This is a genomic window from Sphingomonas aliaeris (assembly GCF_016743815.1).
GTDB classification, from domain to species: Bacteria; Pseudomonadota; Alphaproteobacteria; order Sphingomonadales; family Sphingomonadaceae; genus Sphingomonas; species Sphingomonas aliaeris.
Genome location: NZ_CP061035.1, coordinates 2571629 through 2585201 on the forward strand (window position 1 = coordinate 2571629; position 13573 = coordinate 2585201).

The window sequence follows — 13573 nt, forward strand, 5'->3', positions numbered from 1 at the left end:
CCAGCCGATGACCCAACCGCCGCATCACGACGCCGTAACCTCTTTGATGCGGCAGGTCGCCCGAGACATCGTATTGCCGCGCTTCCGCAACCTCGCAACCGACGACGTAGAGGAAAAAGCGCCGGACGATCTCGTCACGATCGCCGACCGCGAGAGCGAGGATGCGCTCACCGCCGGATTGTCCATGCTCGATCCCGATGCGCGCGTGATCGGCGAGGAAGCCTGCGCCGCCGACGTATCGCTGCTGGACGGGATCGATCGAGGCCAGGTCTGGATCATCGATCCGATCGACGGCACCAACAATTTCGCCGCCGGCAAGTCACCCTTCGGCATCATGATCGCGCTGGTCGAGGACGGCGTGACGCAGGCCGGCTGGATCCTCGACCCCGTATCCGGGCGTCTGTGTCATGCAGCGATCGGCAACGGCGCATATGTCGACAGCCGCCGTGTCGTCACCCGCCCGTCCGAAGGCGTACTGCCGACCGCCGCGATCGCGACCTATTTCCTCGGCGCGGAGCGGCAGGCCGATTTGAAGAGCCGGGCCGATGGAAAATTCAGCCTCGTCGCCATTCCGCGCTGCGCGGCGGAGCAATATCCCCGCCTCGTTCTCGGCATCAATGACATCGCTTTGTTCGAAAAGACGCTGCCTTGGGATCATGCGGCGGGCGCGCTGTTCGTCTCGGAGGCCGGCGGCGTGGTTCGGCGCCCGGACGGCACCGATTACCGTGTCGGCGACACACGTCGCGGGATGATCGGTGCGGCCTCGCCGCGATTGTGGGACGACGCGGCGCGCATCCTGTTCGGCTGATCTTTACCATCCGGGCCTAGGGTAGATCGGTCCCCCAACCGAGGGATGATTTCGGTTCAAAATATGTCGAGACTGTGTTTGAGTGGCTGTTCTTCGTATCGCACGAAGATCGAGGGGAAGGTCCTGCTTTGGGTTTGCTTATTCTGACGACGGCGACGGCGCTTGCCGTGACGCCTATCGCCCAGTCGGGGCAACCTTCGATCCAGACACAGGATGGCACGCCGACGTCGCAAGTGTCCCGAACCGAACCGGAAACACCCGCACAACCCGTCATCAGCCAGACCACGACGCCCCCGCCCCTACCGTCGGCCCCGTCGCCGTCCGATGATCAGGGATCCGTCGTCGTTACCGGGCGCGATCCCTCCAACGCTCCCGATCCGATGCGCGCCGTCAATCTCCAGGCGTTCAACGCGACTCAGGCCGTGGACGACGCTCTGGTCGGTCCAATCTCGCTGGCGTACAAGAAGACCGTGCCTTCGCCCTTCCGCAGCGGCGTTCACAACGTTCTGTATAATTTGCGCGAACCCGTCGTTTTCGTGAACTTCGTGTTGCAGCACAAGATCGGGAAGGCGGCAGAGACGTTCGCGCGGTTCGCGATCAACTCGACGATCGGTGTTCTGGGCATTTTCGACTTTGCGAAGCGCAAGACGTTCAAGCTGCCCCGGCGCAGCAACGGGTTCGCGAATACGTTCGGATTCTATGGGATCCCGTCCGGCCCGTTCATGTTCCTGCCGATCGTGGGACCGACGACCGTCCGCGATCTGTTCGGCGGGGCGCTCGATCGTGCAATCATGCCGCTGACGTTCGGACGGCGCATCACCCGTCCCGAATTTGCGGTGCCCTTCGGTGTGCTGGGCGTGCTCGATCACCGTGCGGAGTTCGACGAGACCCTGCACACGCTGCATGACAACGTGCCCGATCCCTACGCGAACACCCGGGCCTTCTACCTCCAGCGCCGCCAAGCCGAGATCGACCATCTGCGCGGACGGAATATCAGCAATTCCAGTCCCATGTCGGAAGCGCCCAAGGGGCCGATCCGCCTGAAGAGCAAATATCCGACGCCGCCGATCCCGGCGCCAGTGCCGCCGGTCGATCCGGTGCCAGCGCCGAAGGACTGACGCACAAAAAAGGCCGGGCGATCCGCCCGGCCTTTGGTGTTTCAGGCCAGCTCGCCTTCGAGCCAGGCCTTGATCCGGCCCTTGGGCTCCGCGCCGACCTTCGTCGCTGCGGGCACGCCGCCCTTGAACAGGATCATCGTCGGGATACCGCGCACCCCATAACGGCCCGGCGCGTCGGGATTGTCGTCGATGTTCAGCTTGGCGATCGTCACCTGCTCGCCCAGCTCTTCCGAAATCTCCTCGAGGCTCGGCCCGATCATCTTGCACGGGCCGCACCATTCCGCCCAGAAATCGACCAGCACCGGCCCCTCGGCCTTGAGCACGTCATTGTCCCAGCTGGCATCGGAAATCTGCTTGGTCGCCATTCTCGTTCTCCTTGGTTGCCCATAATCTAGGGACGCTGCCCGTGACGCTCAAGCGCGCGAGATCAAGCTTTGCTCCGTCGCCGCGAAGCCGGGCTTGTGCGCATCGATCACCGCGTCCGGCAGATCGAACAGGATCGGCCCCGCCGTATACAGCAACGCCGCCTCCACAGCACGATCCGGGAAGATCACGCGCAGCGCGGTAACATAGGCCGCCATCTGCCGCAGATGATAGACCGGTACGTCGGCCAGTGACGCAGGCGCATGCCGCCCCGTCTTGAAATCGACCAATCGAACGCGGTCTGGCGTGACAAGCAACCGGTCGACCGTCCCCGATACCACCACGCCGTCGCCCACCACCGCCGCGATCGGAGCCTCGGCGAGCGAGTCCGCTCCGAACAGGTCAGGTGCGCCGTCGATCACGCGCAGTACGGTCGCGGCGATCTCCGCGCGATGCCCCGCATCCACGACGCCGCCTGGCCCGGCAAGCCAGCGCTCCGCTGCCCTATTCCGCGCGTCCGCCGCAACCGATGGCAAGCGTTCGAACAAGGCATGGATCAGCCGCCCGCGTTCCGCCGCGACACGCATCGCGGGCGAGGGCGGCGGATCCGCCACTTCGTCCTCGCCCAGCGACGACGGCGCCAGCGGTCGCGGGGGCTTCGATTCGACCGGCGCGGGCTGCCGCGCCCAATCCGGCACGCCCGCCACGGGCTCGCTTCGATCTCCGGAACCGCGCGCCAGCGCCACCGCGTTCTGCGGAACCCGCCCGCCGAACTCCCGCTCCCCCTCGCCCGGTGGAATTCCCAGCGCGGAAAACGCCGCATCGGAAGCCGCGTACCAGCTGTTTTCCGGCGGCACGCCCTTCGCCATCGGCCCCAGCGCGCCTGCCACGACCAGCCGTTCCTCCGCCCGCGTCGCCGCCACGTAGAACAGCCGCCAGTGCTCCTGCAATTCGCGCGTTTCCGCCGCCGTCATCACCTCGGCCAGCACCCCGCCCTTTTCGCCGCCGCGCGGACGGAAGATCGGTACCGGCTTTTGCGCGCCGTCCGGCGACCAGTTCAGCACCCGCGCTGGCGTCCGCGTCGGATCGGCGGTCGCATCGGCCAGGATCACCAACGGCGCCTGCAAGCCCTTGGCGCCGTGCACGGTCATCACCCGAACGGCATCCAGCGGAGCGGACGGATCGCGCACGATCTCCACGTCGCCGCGATCGAACCAATCGAGGAAGCGTTGCAGCGACGGCGTGGTCTGCGTTTCAAAGTCGAGCGCAGCGTTGAGCAGTTCCTCGATCGGATCCCGCGCCTCCTGCCCCAGCCGACGCAGCAACTTGCGCCGCCCGTCCAGCGATCCGGACAGCAATTCCTCCAGGAAACGATACGGCGTGGCGATATCCGCGCGCGCCAGCATCGCCAGCAATGGCGCAAGCCGTTCGCGCGGGCACGTGCGCGACAGATGCTGCCACAGGCTGCCCGATCCACGTGCCGCCGCCGCCATCAGCTCATCCTGCGTCCAACCCATCAGCGGCGACACCAACAGGCTGGCGAGCGACAGATCGTCCCCGGGCTGCAATACGAAGCGGATCGCCGACAGCAGGTCCTGCACCGACAGCGGCGCGTTGAGCCGCAACCGGTCCACCCCCGCGACCGGAACACCCTCCGCATACAGCCGCGCAACGATCAGCGACGCAAGCTCGCCGCGCCGCTTTACCAGGATCATCACATCCTCGGGTCGCAACGCCCGGCCCTTGCTTTCCAGCATCAGCGGGTTCGGACCGGACAGCCACCCCTTCACCGCCCGCGCGATATTGGCCGCTAGCGCGCGCGTCGCATCGGGTATCCAACCCTCCGCATCCTCCTCGCTGCCACCGGTCACCACCCGCGGCCACAACGTCACCGTGCCCGGGCCGCGCACTTCGCTCGCATGCGCCTCGACCTCGGCCGCGCCCATCGCTTCCGGACCGACCACCGCGATCGCCGCATCGACGAATTCCAGCACGGGCCGGGTCGATCGGAACGACTGGGTCAGCGACAATTGCTCCATCGGCAGGCCACGATCGCGCGCGTCCGTATCGTCATCGCCCAGCGCCTCCCGTGCGCGCTGGCTGAAATAGCGTTCCGCCGCCTCGAAATTGTGCGGGTCCGTTCCCTGGAATCCGAAGATCGCCTGCTTGCGGTCGCCGACCGTGAACAAGGTCCGCGTGCCCGACGAATGCGCCCCCTGCCCGGTGAAAAATTCGTCCGCCAGCGCACGCACGATCCGCCACTGCGCTACGTTCGTATCCTGCGCCTCGTCGATCAGCACATGCTCGGTCGTCTGGTCCAGCTTGTAGCGGATCCATTCGCCCATCCCCGGCTGGTCCAGCAGATCGACCGTGGCGCGGATCAGATCGTCGAAATCGACCGCCCCGACGCGCCGCTTTGCCAAAGCATAAGCCGCGGCATAATCGCGTCCGATCGCCAGCGCATTCGCCAGCAGATCGGCATAGGCCGCCTGCTCCGCCATCGTCAGCAATTCGTGGCACCGGCCGCCCACCGCTTCGGCCAATTCCGCATAATCCGGTTCCGCCGCGATCAGCTTCGGCGAATATTTCCGCGCCACGCGCTGCGCGGTGTACGGCACGCCGATCAGGTCGCCGAGCATCCGGACGCGCATCGCCGCATCCGCCTCGACCCAGCACTCCGCAATGTCCGCATGATTGCCGCCGGTCCCCGTGCCCCAGACGCGATTGGCGGCGGCCAGTGCGGCGACGGCATCGGTGTCGAATTCGTCGTCTGAAACGCAGCGCTCCATTTCAAGCGCGATCTCGCCCTCGGGCAGGCCCAGCCCCCGCCGCAGATAGGGCGCGATCTCGGACGGCAGCGCCTGCATCGCCTCGGGGGCACGCGCGCACGCCCGCAGGAAATTCTCCGCCTCGCCCTCGCCCAGCCGAAGGCTTAGCGCGCCCACCCCGTCTACCACCGATTGCGGCGCGTCGGTCAGCATCGCGGCCAACGTCTCGCGCGCCAGCAGCGCTTCCTCGCGCCCTTCCAGCGGACGGAAGCCCGGCACCAGGCCGGCCTCGATCGGGAACGCAGCGAGCAATCCCTGGCAGAAGCCGTGGATCGTCTGGATGCGGATGCCGCCGCCCGGCGCATCCAGCACCTTGGCGAACAACGTCCGCGCATAGGCAATCTGGTCCGGATCGAGGTGATCCTCGCCCAACGCGAACAAGTCCTTCTTCAGGTCTGCCTCGGGCATCCGCACCCAGGCCGCGAGCCGCCCGCTGATCCGCGCCGCCATCTCGGCCGCCCCCGCCTTGGTGAAGGTCAGGCACAGGATCGCGCCCGGCTCCGTCCCGCGCAGCAGCAACCGGAACACGCGCGCTGCCAGCACCTGCGTCTTGCCTGTCCCCGCCGATGCCGACAGCCAGACATGCGCATCGGGCGCGCTCGCCCGCGCCTGATTGTCCTTCAGGATCGGCAGCGATCCGGTGATATTACCGCTCACGGCCATACCATTCATCGCGGCGCATCAATTGGTCGTACTCGGCATAGGGCGCATATTCGGGGTGCAGTTTCGCAGTAAACGGCGCGGAACCGGTCAGCCAGTCGCGCACCGCCTCGGCGAAATGATGCGCAGCGGTGGCGGTAAAGTCGGCGGTCGGTATCTTCTCGCGCTTGCCCTCCGGATCGACCGGTGACGTGACATAGCCGAACCCGTCGCCCTTCCGCCCCAGCGACCAATATTCGAACGCGGTCGCGGTGCCGGAGATACCGTCATATCCCCCACGCTCCGCGATCAGGCCGAGCAGCCCGAGTTGCAGGCTGAACCCCGCGCGCAGGGCAGCGGCGGAGGGTGGCTGCCCCGTCTTGTAATCGATCACCGCCAGCCCGCCGTCGGGCATCCGGTCTACGCGGTCGAACTTACCGGTCAACGTGACGCCGGCAATCTCGATCTTGCCTTCGCGTTCGACCGCCAGCACCGTGCGGCCCGTCTCCAGCCCCTCGACGATCTTCACCGCTATCCAGTCGATCGCCTCCATCAGGCGCGGCTGCCACAAGGCGCGCATCATGGGATGCGTCCGTTCGTCCGCCAGCATGCGCAGCGCGCGCGGCCGCAGCAAAGCGGCATCGCATTCGTCCTCGCTCGCCCAGGCTTCCAGCACGTCGTGCACCGCCGTCCCGCGCCACGCCGCGCTCGGATCGGCATCGACCGGGTCCAGCGCAGCCAGCCGCAGGATGCGCTTGGCATAGAAGGCATAGGGGTCGGCCTTCAGCCGATCGACGTCGGTCACCGCGATCCGGCGCGGGCGCAGTTCGGCAGACGGGACAGGCGCGGGTTGCGACACGGGGGCATATTCGCCCGGTTCATCGAGCGCGCGCGTCCACCCCTCCAGCGCGCGCGCGCGGTCGAACCGTTCACCCGCCAGCGCCTGCAAACGCAGCCAAAATCTCGACGCGATTGCCGGCGATTTCGCATCACGCCGCGCGCGCGTCATCAGCGCGGCGGGTGCGCCAAGCGATCCTGCCAGATCGTGCGCCGAGACGCCGACGCGCCGTTCCAGTCCGGGAAGCCCCAGTTCGCTGCGAATGCGCGGCGCCAGCCAGGGGTCCGGCGCGGGTTGGCCCGGCCACGTTCCTTCGTTCAACCCGCCAAGAATCATCAGGTCGGCGGTCTGCAATCGCGCCTCGATCAGGCCGTAGATCGCCAATCGCGGATGACCGCCCTGTGGCGGGCGCACCGCCTGTTCGTCCATCAGCGTTTTCAGCAACGGGGCAAGGCTTTCGGGATCGACCAAAGCCGGGCCGTCCGCCGCCTGCACCTCCAGTTCGGCCAGCAGTTCCGCCGCGGCGCGCCCCGCCGGGCCGGCCCACAGATCGTCCCCGCACAAGGCCTGCGCCGTCTCGCGAAGGGCCGCGATCATCGCCGGAAGGGGTTGCGCTCCGCCCGCGAACAAGGCTTCGACCGGGGCAAGCAGAGCTCGCGCTTCCGGCCACCAAATCGCCGCTTCCGCGCGGCGCCGGGATTCGCTCGCGCCGCGCCCTGTCGTCATCTCCGCCAGATGCAGGTCGATACCCGCCAGCCCCGCCACCGGGCGTGGCCCGCGCAACACACGGTCCAGGCTGCGCGCACCGTCCAGCCACGCCGTCCGCCCCTCGCCGCTCCGCGCCAGCGGATGTTTCAGCAAGGCGAGCAGGCCGAGTGGAGCGAAGCGTTGCACCGCCGCCTCGGCCAGCGCGGTGAGCAATGTGCCGGGCGGCAGGATCGACAGCGGGCGACCGGCGGTATCGTCGATCTCCACGTTCCAGCGTTGCATGTGCGCCGCCACGCGCCGGGCGAGCGCCCGGTCCGGCGTGACCAATGCCGCTGTCCGGCCTTCCTCCTCCAAAACCTGCCGAAGCGCCAACGCGATCGCCTGCGCTTCCTCCGCCGGGGTCGCCAGCTCGGCGGCCGCGATTCCGTCAGGCGGCGCTGATCGGCTTCCAGCGTCGTCCATTTGCCGGTGAAATCGGCCGGCGCCAGCGCGTTGGCGATCGCCCGTCCGCGCGCGCTTGTGGCATCGTGCCCGCCGCTATCGCGCCACGGCGAAAATTCCGCCCGGTTGACGCTCATCCGGTCGAGCAGCAGCTTCAGATGGAATTGCGGATGCGTCTCGATGCTGCGCTTGCGGCGGCCCGTCACCGGATCGGGCTCATGCGGGCCGAGTGCGCGCCATTCCTCGTCCGGCATCTCGGTCGCCAGATCGGCCAGCACGACCATTCCCTCGGGCATTTCGGAAACACAGCGCAACAGCCGCGCAACAGCCGGCGCACTGTCGGTAATCCCTGCGGCGCAGACGAACCCGCCGGGCGGCGTCGTCCTCCACCTTTTGGCCAGCCGGTCCAGCAGCAGCGACCGCCGCGTCGCAAGGTCGATCCGCTGAAGGCGCGCCAGTTCGCCCGGCCAGCGATCCAGCACGATGCCGAACAGCGCGAGCGACTTCTGCCAGTGGCTCGACAGTTCCTCGGTCAGTTCCAGCTCGCGCAACCGCGACGGGGCGATCTCCTCGACCAGCAATTGATCCAGCGTCCGCGCGAGTTCACCCGCCAGCCGGACCGCCTCAGCAGCATCGACCGGCTGCCCGGCCCTGGCGCGCTCCTCCGACACCAGGCGGGCGAGGATCATCCGACGCTGCAACGGTGGCACGGCGGGCGGTGCCGGATCGCTATCGTCGGCCGGGTCGATTGCAGCGCCTGCCGCTTCGTCCAGTTCGGGGTCACCGATCGCGACGAGCCGGGGCAGCAACAGCCCCCCGCCACTTTGCCGGACGAACGCATCGGTTACCGCGCGCTTGGCACGATTGTTGGGCAGCAGCACCAGCCCGCGTGCCAGCCGCATTCCGTCCGAAGAGTCTCCCGCGCGGCGGATCAACCCGGCCGTGAGCGCATCGGCGAACGCGCGGTGGGCGGGGATCGTGTACAGCGCGGGCTTGCCCCTCCCGCTCATCGGGGGTCAGCCATCCGCCATCATCGCTTCGGCCTGCGGGATGGCGGCGGGCGTGCCGACGTCGAACCACAGCCCCTGATGCACCAGCCCATAGGCACGCCCCGCGGCGATCGCGCGTTCCCAAAACAGCATCGTGGAGAATGGTCCGTCAGGCCAGTCGGCGATCACGCGCGGCGACAGGATCTGCACGCCGGTATAGACGAACGGCGCTGGCTTGCCAGGCAGGCGCCGCCCGACGATTTTTCCATCCGCATCCAGCCGGAAATCGCCCTGCCCGCCGTGGCAATGCGCGCGGGCGAGCGGCACGACCAGCAGCAGCGCGTCCATCGTCTCGTCGTCCCACCGCGCCGCCAGCGCGCGGATCGCATCGGTCGGTCCATCCAGCCAAAGATTGTCGGAATTGACCACGAGAAATGGACTATCGCCGATCTCCGCGCGCGCCTTCACGATACCGCCGCCAGTCTCCAGCAGCGCATCCCGCTCGTCGGAGACGATCACCTCGATCCCCTTCACGCGGTGGACCAGATGCGCCTCCATCGCGTCGGCAAGGTAATGGACGTTGACCACCGCACGCTTGACCCCGGCCGCGCGCAGCCGATCGAACACGTAATCGATCAACGGTTTACCGGAGACTTCGACGAGCGGCTTGGGCCGCGTCGCCGTCAGCGGACGCATCCGCTTCCCCAGCCCGGCGGCCATCACCATCGCCGTTTCCGGCACCCGCCCGCCCGGATCCGGCCGGATCGCCAGCGTCTTCATGCCCCGATCACCATAGGATCGCCGCGTTTCTCCGGTGGGATGTTCGCATCGAACCACGCCTTCACCGGGCCAAGCGCGGGATGCGCCAGATCCCGCTCCAGATAGCCCCAAACGCGCGGACACAGCGTCGGATAGCGCGGCTTCCCGTCCCGCTTCCACAACCTGGTAAAGATCCCCACGATCTTCGCATTCCTTTGCGCACCGAGCACATGATAAGCCGCCTCGAATTCGCGGCCCTCACCTGTCTGCCGTTTGTACCGGTCAAGCATGACAGCTTCGAGTTCCGGTGCGACATCGCGCCGGGCGTCCTGCAACAAGGACACGAGATCATAAGCCGGATGTCCGACCAGCGCATCCTGGAAATCGAGCAATCCCAGGACATTGCCTGCCCCGGTCAGCATCAGATTCTCCGCGTGGAAGTCGCGGAGCACGGTGACCTTCGGCCCTTCCAATGCGATCGAAATCACTTCGTCCCACGCCGCGTCATACCCCGCCTGGTCGGCGTCGATCCCGATCGCGGGGCAATACCATTCCGTCAGCAAATTCGCCTCGCGGTGCAGGACACGAGCGTCATAGGGAGGAATTTCCGCGGGGGCATGTTGGCGCAACGCGATCAGGATATCGATCGCCGCCTCATACAATTCGATCGTCCTGTCGGGCGTCGCATCGATCGTCTCACGCATCCGGACATCACCGAAATCCTCGATGAGAACGAGTCCCTGATCCAGATCGACACCGTGCACGTTCGGTGCGCCGAACCCCCGCTCCACGAGCCATCCCGCCACCTTGATGAACGGACGGGGATCCTCATGCGGCGGTGGCGCATCCATGAGGATCGCGCTGCCCGACGACGTCACCGCGCGAAAGTATCGCCGGAACGAAGCATCGCCCGCTACGGGCAGTATGTCCGCTCCTGCCCACCCGTTCCGCGCAAGAAATTCGGCCGCGCCGGGCGGGGGTGTCATATCTGGTGCCATCGCGCCTTCCATGCGGGCGGAACGGTCGCTGTCAAGCCACGCGCGCCGTCCGGCAGTATCTCCAGCGACAAAGCGAGCGCTTCCGGCCAGTGCCCCGCCGCACGTTCCGGCCATTCGATCAACAGGACGGAATCGGTCAGGGACTCCTCCAGCCCCAGTTCCTCGAGTTCGCCAGCATCGTCGATGCGATACAGATCGACGTGCAGCACCGGCATCCGCGTTTCGGGCGGCGCGTAAGGCTGGACGATCGCGAACGTCGGGCTCGGCGCTTCGCCCGCGAGCCCCAGCGCAGACAGCAGCCCGCGGGCTATGCTGGTCTTGCCCGCACCCAGCGGTCCGGCCAGCGTAATGACGTCCCCGATACGCACCTGTCCGGCCAGCGCCGCGCCGAAACGCTCGGTCGCCGCCGCATCGTCCAGCCGTCGAACCGAATCCGTCATCGCCGCGGCAATTCCACCGTGATCAACGTGCCTTCGCCCGGCTCAGACACCAACTGGATCGTACCGCCATGTGCCTCGACGAATTGCTTGGCGAGCGGCAGGCCGAGCCCGAAATCGCTGCCCGGCGCACCGGCGCCCGGAGCGAAGCGGTCGAACGCCCGCGCGACCGCCGCAGCATCCATGCCGCCCCCATCGTCCGACACGACGATGCGCGCCGCTTTCGCAGTGCCGTCGGTATGCAGCAGGATGCGCCCGCGCTCCGGCGTGCCCGTCACCGCGTGTTTCAACAGATGATCGATGACCTGGCGCAGGCGTTCGGCATCACCCTTGATGCTGCCTGTCGAAGGCTGGATTTCAACCGCAAAGTCCTGCTGCTTCTTTTTCGCCGCCGTTCGTGCCGCGTCCGCCGCGATGTGCGCGACGCGTTCCAGATCGACATCGAGAAACTCGAGCGGCGGGGTCTTCCCCTCGTTCTGCGTCAGGTCGAGAACTTCATCGACCAGCATGCCGAGCCGCCCGACCGATTCCAGGATCGCATCGACATAGGAATCCGCCGCCTTGCTGAGTTTTCCCGCATATCCTTCGCTTAGCATTTCCGCGAAACCGCTGATCGACGTAAGCGGCGTGCGCAGTTCGTAGCTCATGTTCGCGACGAACGCCGTCTTCACCTGGTCCGCCGCTTCAAGCGCCTCGTTCCGGTCGCGCAGCGCGCGTTCGATCCTGCGGCTGTCCGAGATATCGAGCATCGTGAACAGGCCGTTTCCATCCGGCAGAGGCACCGCGGCGAATTCGAAATGGCGACCGTCGGCAAATGCCACGCGTCCGCCGCGTTGCTGCCGTTCCACCGTCGCCGCCCGCACCAGATCCCCGATAAGACGCGCGCGCGACGGGTTCGAAAGCCTCGTCGCCGCCGCTTCCGACAAAGCATCCACACGCGGATGGGTGGCAAGGAACTCCTCGTCGAAACCCCACAAGGCACGGAACTTGTTGTTCCAGATCTGCAATCGCCCGTCCGCGGCGAAAACCCCCAGCGCCTCGAACAGATTGTCGAACGTCGCCGTCCTGACCCGCAACAGGGTATCGCGGGCGCTCGCCAACTGGACCTGCTCGGTGCGATCTTCGAAGATCAGCAGCAAGCCGCCATCCGGCAGCGGCTGGGCGACGACGCGCAGGTGGACACCACCGGGCAAATGCCAGTTTTCCTCGATCGCTCCGCCGGTCGCAAAGAACCAGTCGCGACGCTCCGCTTTCCAGCCCGGAAAATCACGGACTTCCGGAAGGCGATTGGCTTCTCGCATGCGTTCCAGCACGCGGTCGAATTCCGGTCGATCGGACAGCCATTCGCTCTTCATCGCGAACAATCGCTGGAACGGCTGGTTACTGAAGATCAGCGTGCGATCGGCGGCGAACTGGACCACGCCAGCCGACAGCCGGTCGAGCATCGCGCGCTGGGCGTCGCCGAACCGCTTGATACCGCTGCGCGCCTGTTCGAGTTCTTCGATATCCACGGCGAACCCCGCCACGCCGCCGCCCGGCAACGGAACGTCGTGAACGCGCAGCATCCGCCGCGCGCCGCGGATCGTCGCGGGCATGGCCTGCATCTGCGGCAGATCGGTATCACGCGCGAGCACGGCGCTGGCCAGCGGCCCGCCGACACCCGATCCTTCGATCAGTTCGACCCCACGCCGAACGACATCTTCGGCATCCACGCCCTCGACCGCCGCGACATAGGCGGAGTTGACCATCGCCAGCCGCATGTCCGCACCGCGATACCACATCGGCAGGGGCGCTGCCTCGATCAGCCCGGTCAACGCGTCGAATGCCGCGTGGGCCGCCGCGCCTTCATCAGCCAGCCGGGCAATCTCGGCCTGGCTACCGGTCGCATCGAACACCCACAGCACGACCCCACCCGGCGCCTGCAAATCGCGCGGCGCGCGCGCGCCGTGGATCATCAAGGACCGCTGCGACCCTTGGGCGTGAACCGCTCGTGCGAAGGGCCGCCCCGCTTTCTGCGCGGCCGCTACATCCTCGGCCAGCCCGGCGGCATCTTCCGCCGTCAGCCCCGTCGTGCCGCCCGCAAGATCCGCAAGATAGCGCGGCGCGGGAGACAGGCCGAACCAGTCGGCAAGGCGGTCGGCAAGTTCCAGGCGACCATCGGTCCGAACGACCATAGCGAGGGCGGGGGCGGAGGCGATCAGCGCCTCCAGCCGCGCGTTCGCCGCAATCGCCGCGGCCGCGCCGCGTTGTGCGCGCAGGCCGAGGTACAGCAGCCACATCGCCACGCCGACAAGCACGGCCAGGATCACTCCTGCCAGCACGCTCCCCAACGCCGTCCCTTCGATCACCATGTCCCCTTCAGGCGAAACGTACAATTACGCATAGACCGGTGTTGTGGGCGGGTCGATGGCTTGATTACGAAAATCTAACGAGCGCAAGACTCTGCCGGGTTGGGCTGATCGGCCCCGTGCTTCCTACTGCCGATATTATGGCCCGTAGCGAATGTCGAAGCGGTTCAATCACGCGCGCAGATATCGGCGATAGTTACTGGATTATCCGAGTATCAGATGGCGTGGCGGCCGTGCGCAACAGCTTCGCCGCATCGCGACAGGCAGCGAAAAGGGCCGCGGATCGCTCCGCAGCCCTT

General features: G+C 67.0%; 8 protein-coding genes and 1 pseudogene. 2 read left to right on the forward strand and 7 right to left on the reverse strand.

Features of this window, described 5'->3' with window-relative positions:
* The first annotated feature begins 7 nt into the window (after window positions 1–7).
* Complete coding sequence (locus H5J25_RS12130; protein ID WP_202091348.1) at window positions 8–808, forward strand: inositol monophosphatase family protein; 801 nt, start codon at window positions 8–10, stop codon at window positions 806–808.
* Between the two features lie 134 nt (window positions 809–942).
* Window positions 943–1926 carry an MlaA family lipoprotein gene (locus H5J25_RS12135; protein WP_225883088.1) on the forward strand — a complete coding sequence of 328 codons (984 nt, stop codon included), beginning with the start codon at window positions 943–945 and terminating at the stop codon, window positions 1924–1926.
* Window positions 1927–1967: 41 nt separating this feature from the next.
* Here the strand turns inward: H5J25_RS12135 and trxA are convergent, their stop codons facing one another.
* The 7 genes and pseudogenes from trxA to H5J25_RS12170 form a co-directional block, all read right to left on the reverse strand.
* Window positions 1968–2291 carry a thioredoxin TrxA gene (gene trxA, locus H5J25_RS12140; protein WP_202091350.1) on the reverse strand — a complete coding sequence of 108 codons (324 nt, stop codon included), beginning with the start codon at window positions 2289–2291 and terminating at the stop codon, window positions 1968–1970.
* A gap of 48 nt (window positions 2292–2339) precedes the next feature.
* Window positions 2340–5780, reverse strand: a complete 3441-nt coding sequence (gene addA, locus H5J25_RS12145) for a double-strand break repair helicase AddA (RefSeq protein WP_202096343.1) — start codon at window positions 5778–5780, stop codon at window positions 2340–2342.
* Window positions 5764–8753: pseudogene (addB, locus tag H5J25_RS12150) on the reverse strand (double-strand break repair protein AddB). The gene addA and the pseudogene addB overlap by 17 nt, the downstream one beginning before the upstream one ends.
* A gap of 6 nt (window positions 8754–8759) precedes the next feature.
* A complete protein-coding gene (locus H5J25_RS12155) occupies window positions 8760–9512 on the reverse strand; it encodes a nucleotidyltransferase family protein (RefSeq protein ID WP_202091352.1) in 753 nt (250 codons plus the stop codon).
* On the reverse strand, window positions 9509–10489 hold the full coding sequence (locus H5J25_RS12160) for an aminoglycoside phosphotransferase family protein (RefSeq protein ID WP_225883090.1): 981 nt from the start codon (window positions 10487–10489) through the stop codon (window positions 9509–9511). Before H5J25_RS12160 ends, H5J25_RS12155 begins: the two co-directional genes overlap by 4 nt.
* Window positions 10474–10929, reverse strand: coding sequence for a tRNA (adenosine(37)-N6)-threonylcarbamoyltransferase complex ATPase subunit type 1 TsaE (tsaE, locus tag H5J25_RS12165; protein WP_202091359.1), 456 nt, complete (start codon window positions 10927–10929; stop codon window positions 10474–10476). The genes H5J25_RS12160 and tsaE overlap by 16 nt, the downstream gene beginning before the upstream one ends.
* The gene (locus H5J25_RS12170; RefSeq protein WP_202091365.1) at window positions 10926–13277 is read right to left on the reverse strand and encodes a PAS domain-containing sensor histidine kinase; all 2352 of its coding nucleotides are present in this window, start codon (window positions 13275–13277) and stop codon (window positions 10926–10928) included. Before H5J25_RS12170 ends, tsaE begins: the two co-directional genes overlap by 4 nt.
* Window positions 13278–13573 lie beyond the last annotated feature (296 nt).

Bases quoted from the DNA above. Each gene is read 5' to 3' on its own strand.
- H5J25_RS12130 (WP_202091348.1), top strand. From the start codon at position 8: ATGACCCAACCGCCGCATCACGACGCCGTAACCTCTTTGATGCGGCAG.
- trxA (WP_202091350.1), bottom strand. From the start codon at position 2,291: ATGGCGACCAAGCAGATTTCCGATGCCAGCTGGGACAATGACGTGCTC.
- addA (WP_202096343.1), bottom strand. From the start codon at position 5,780: ATGGCCGTGAGCGGTAATATCACCGGATCGCTGCCGATCCTGAAGGAC.
- H5J25_RS12155 (WP_202091352.1), bottom strand. From the start codon at position 9,512: ATGAAGACGCTGGCGATCCGGCCGGATCCGGGCGGGCGGGTGCCGGAA.
- H5J25_RS12160 (WP_225883090.1), bottom strand. From the start codon at position 10,489: ATGGCACCAGATATGACACCCCCGCCCGGCGCGGCCGAATTTCTTGCG.
- tsaE (WP_202091359.1), bottom strand. From the start codon at position 10,929: ATGACGGATTCGGTTCGACGGCTGGACGATGCGGCGGCGACCGAGCGT.
- H5J25_RS12170 (WP_202091365.1), bottom strand. From the start codon at position 13,277: ATGGTGATCGAAGGGACGGCGTTGGGGAGCGTGCTGGCAGGAGTGATC.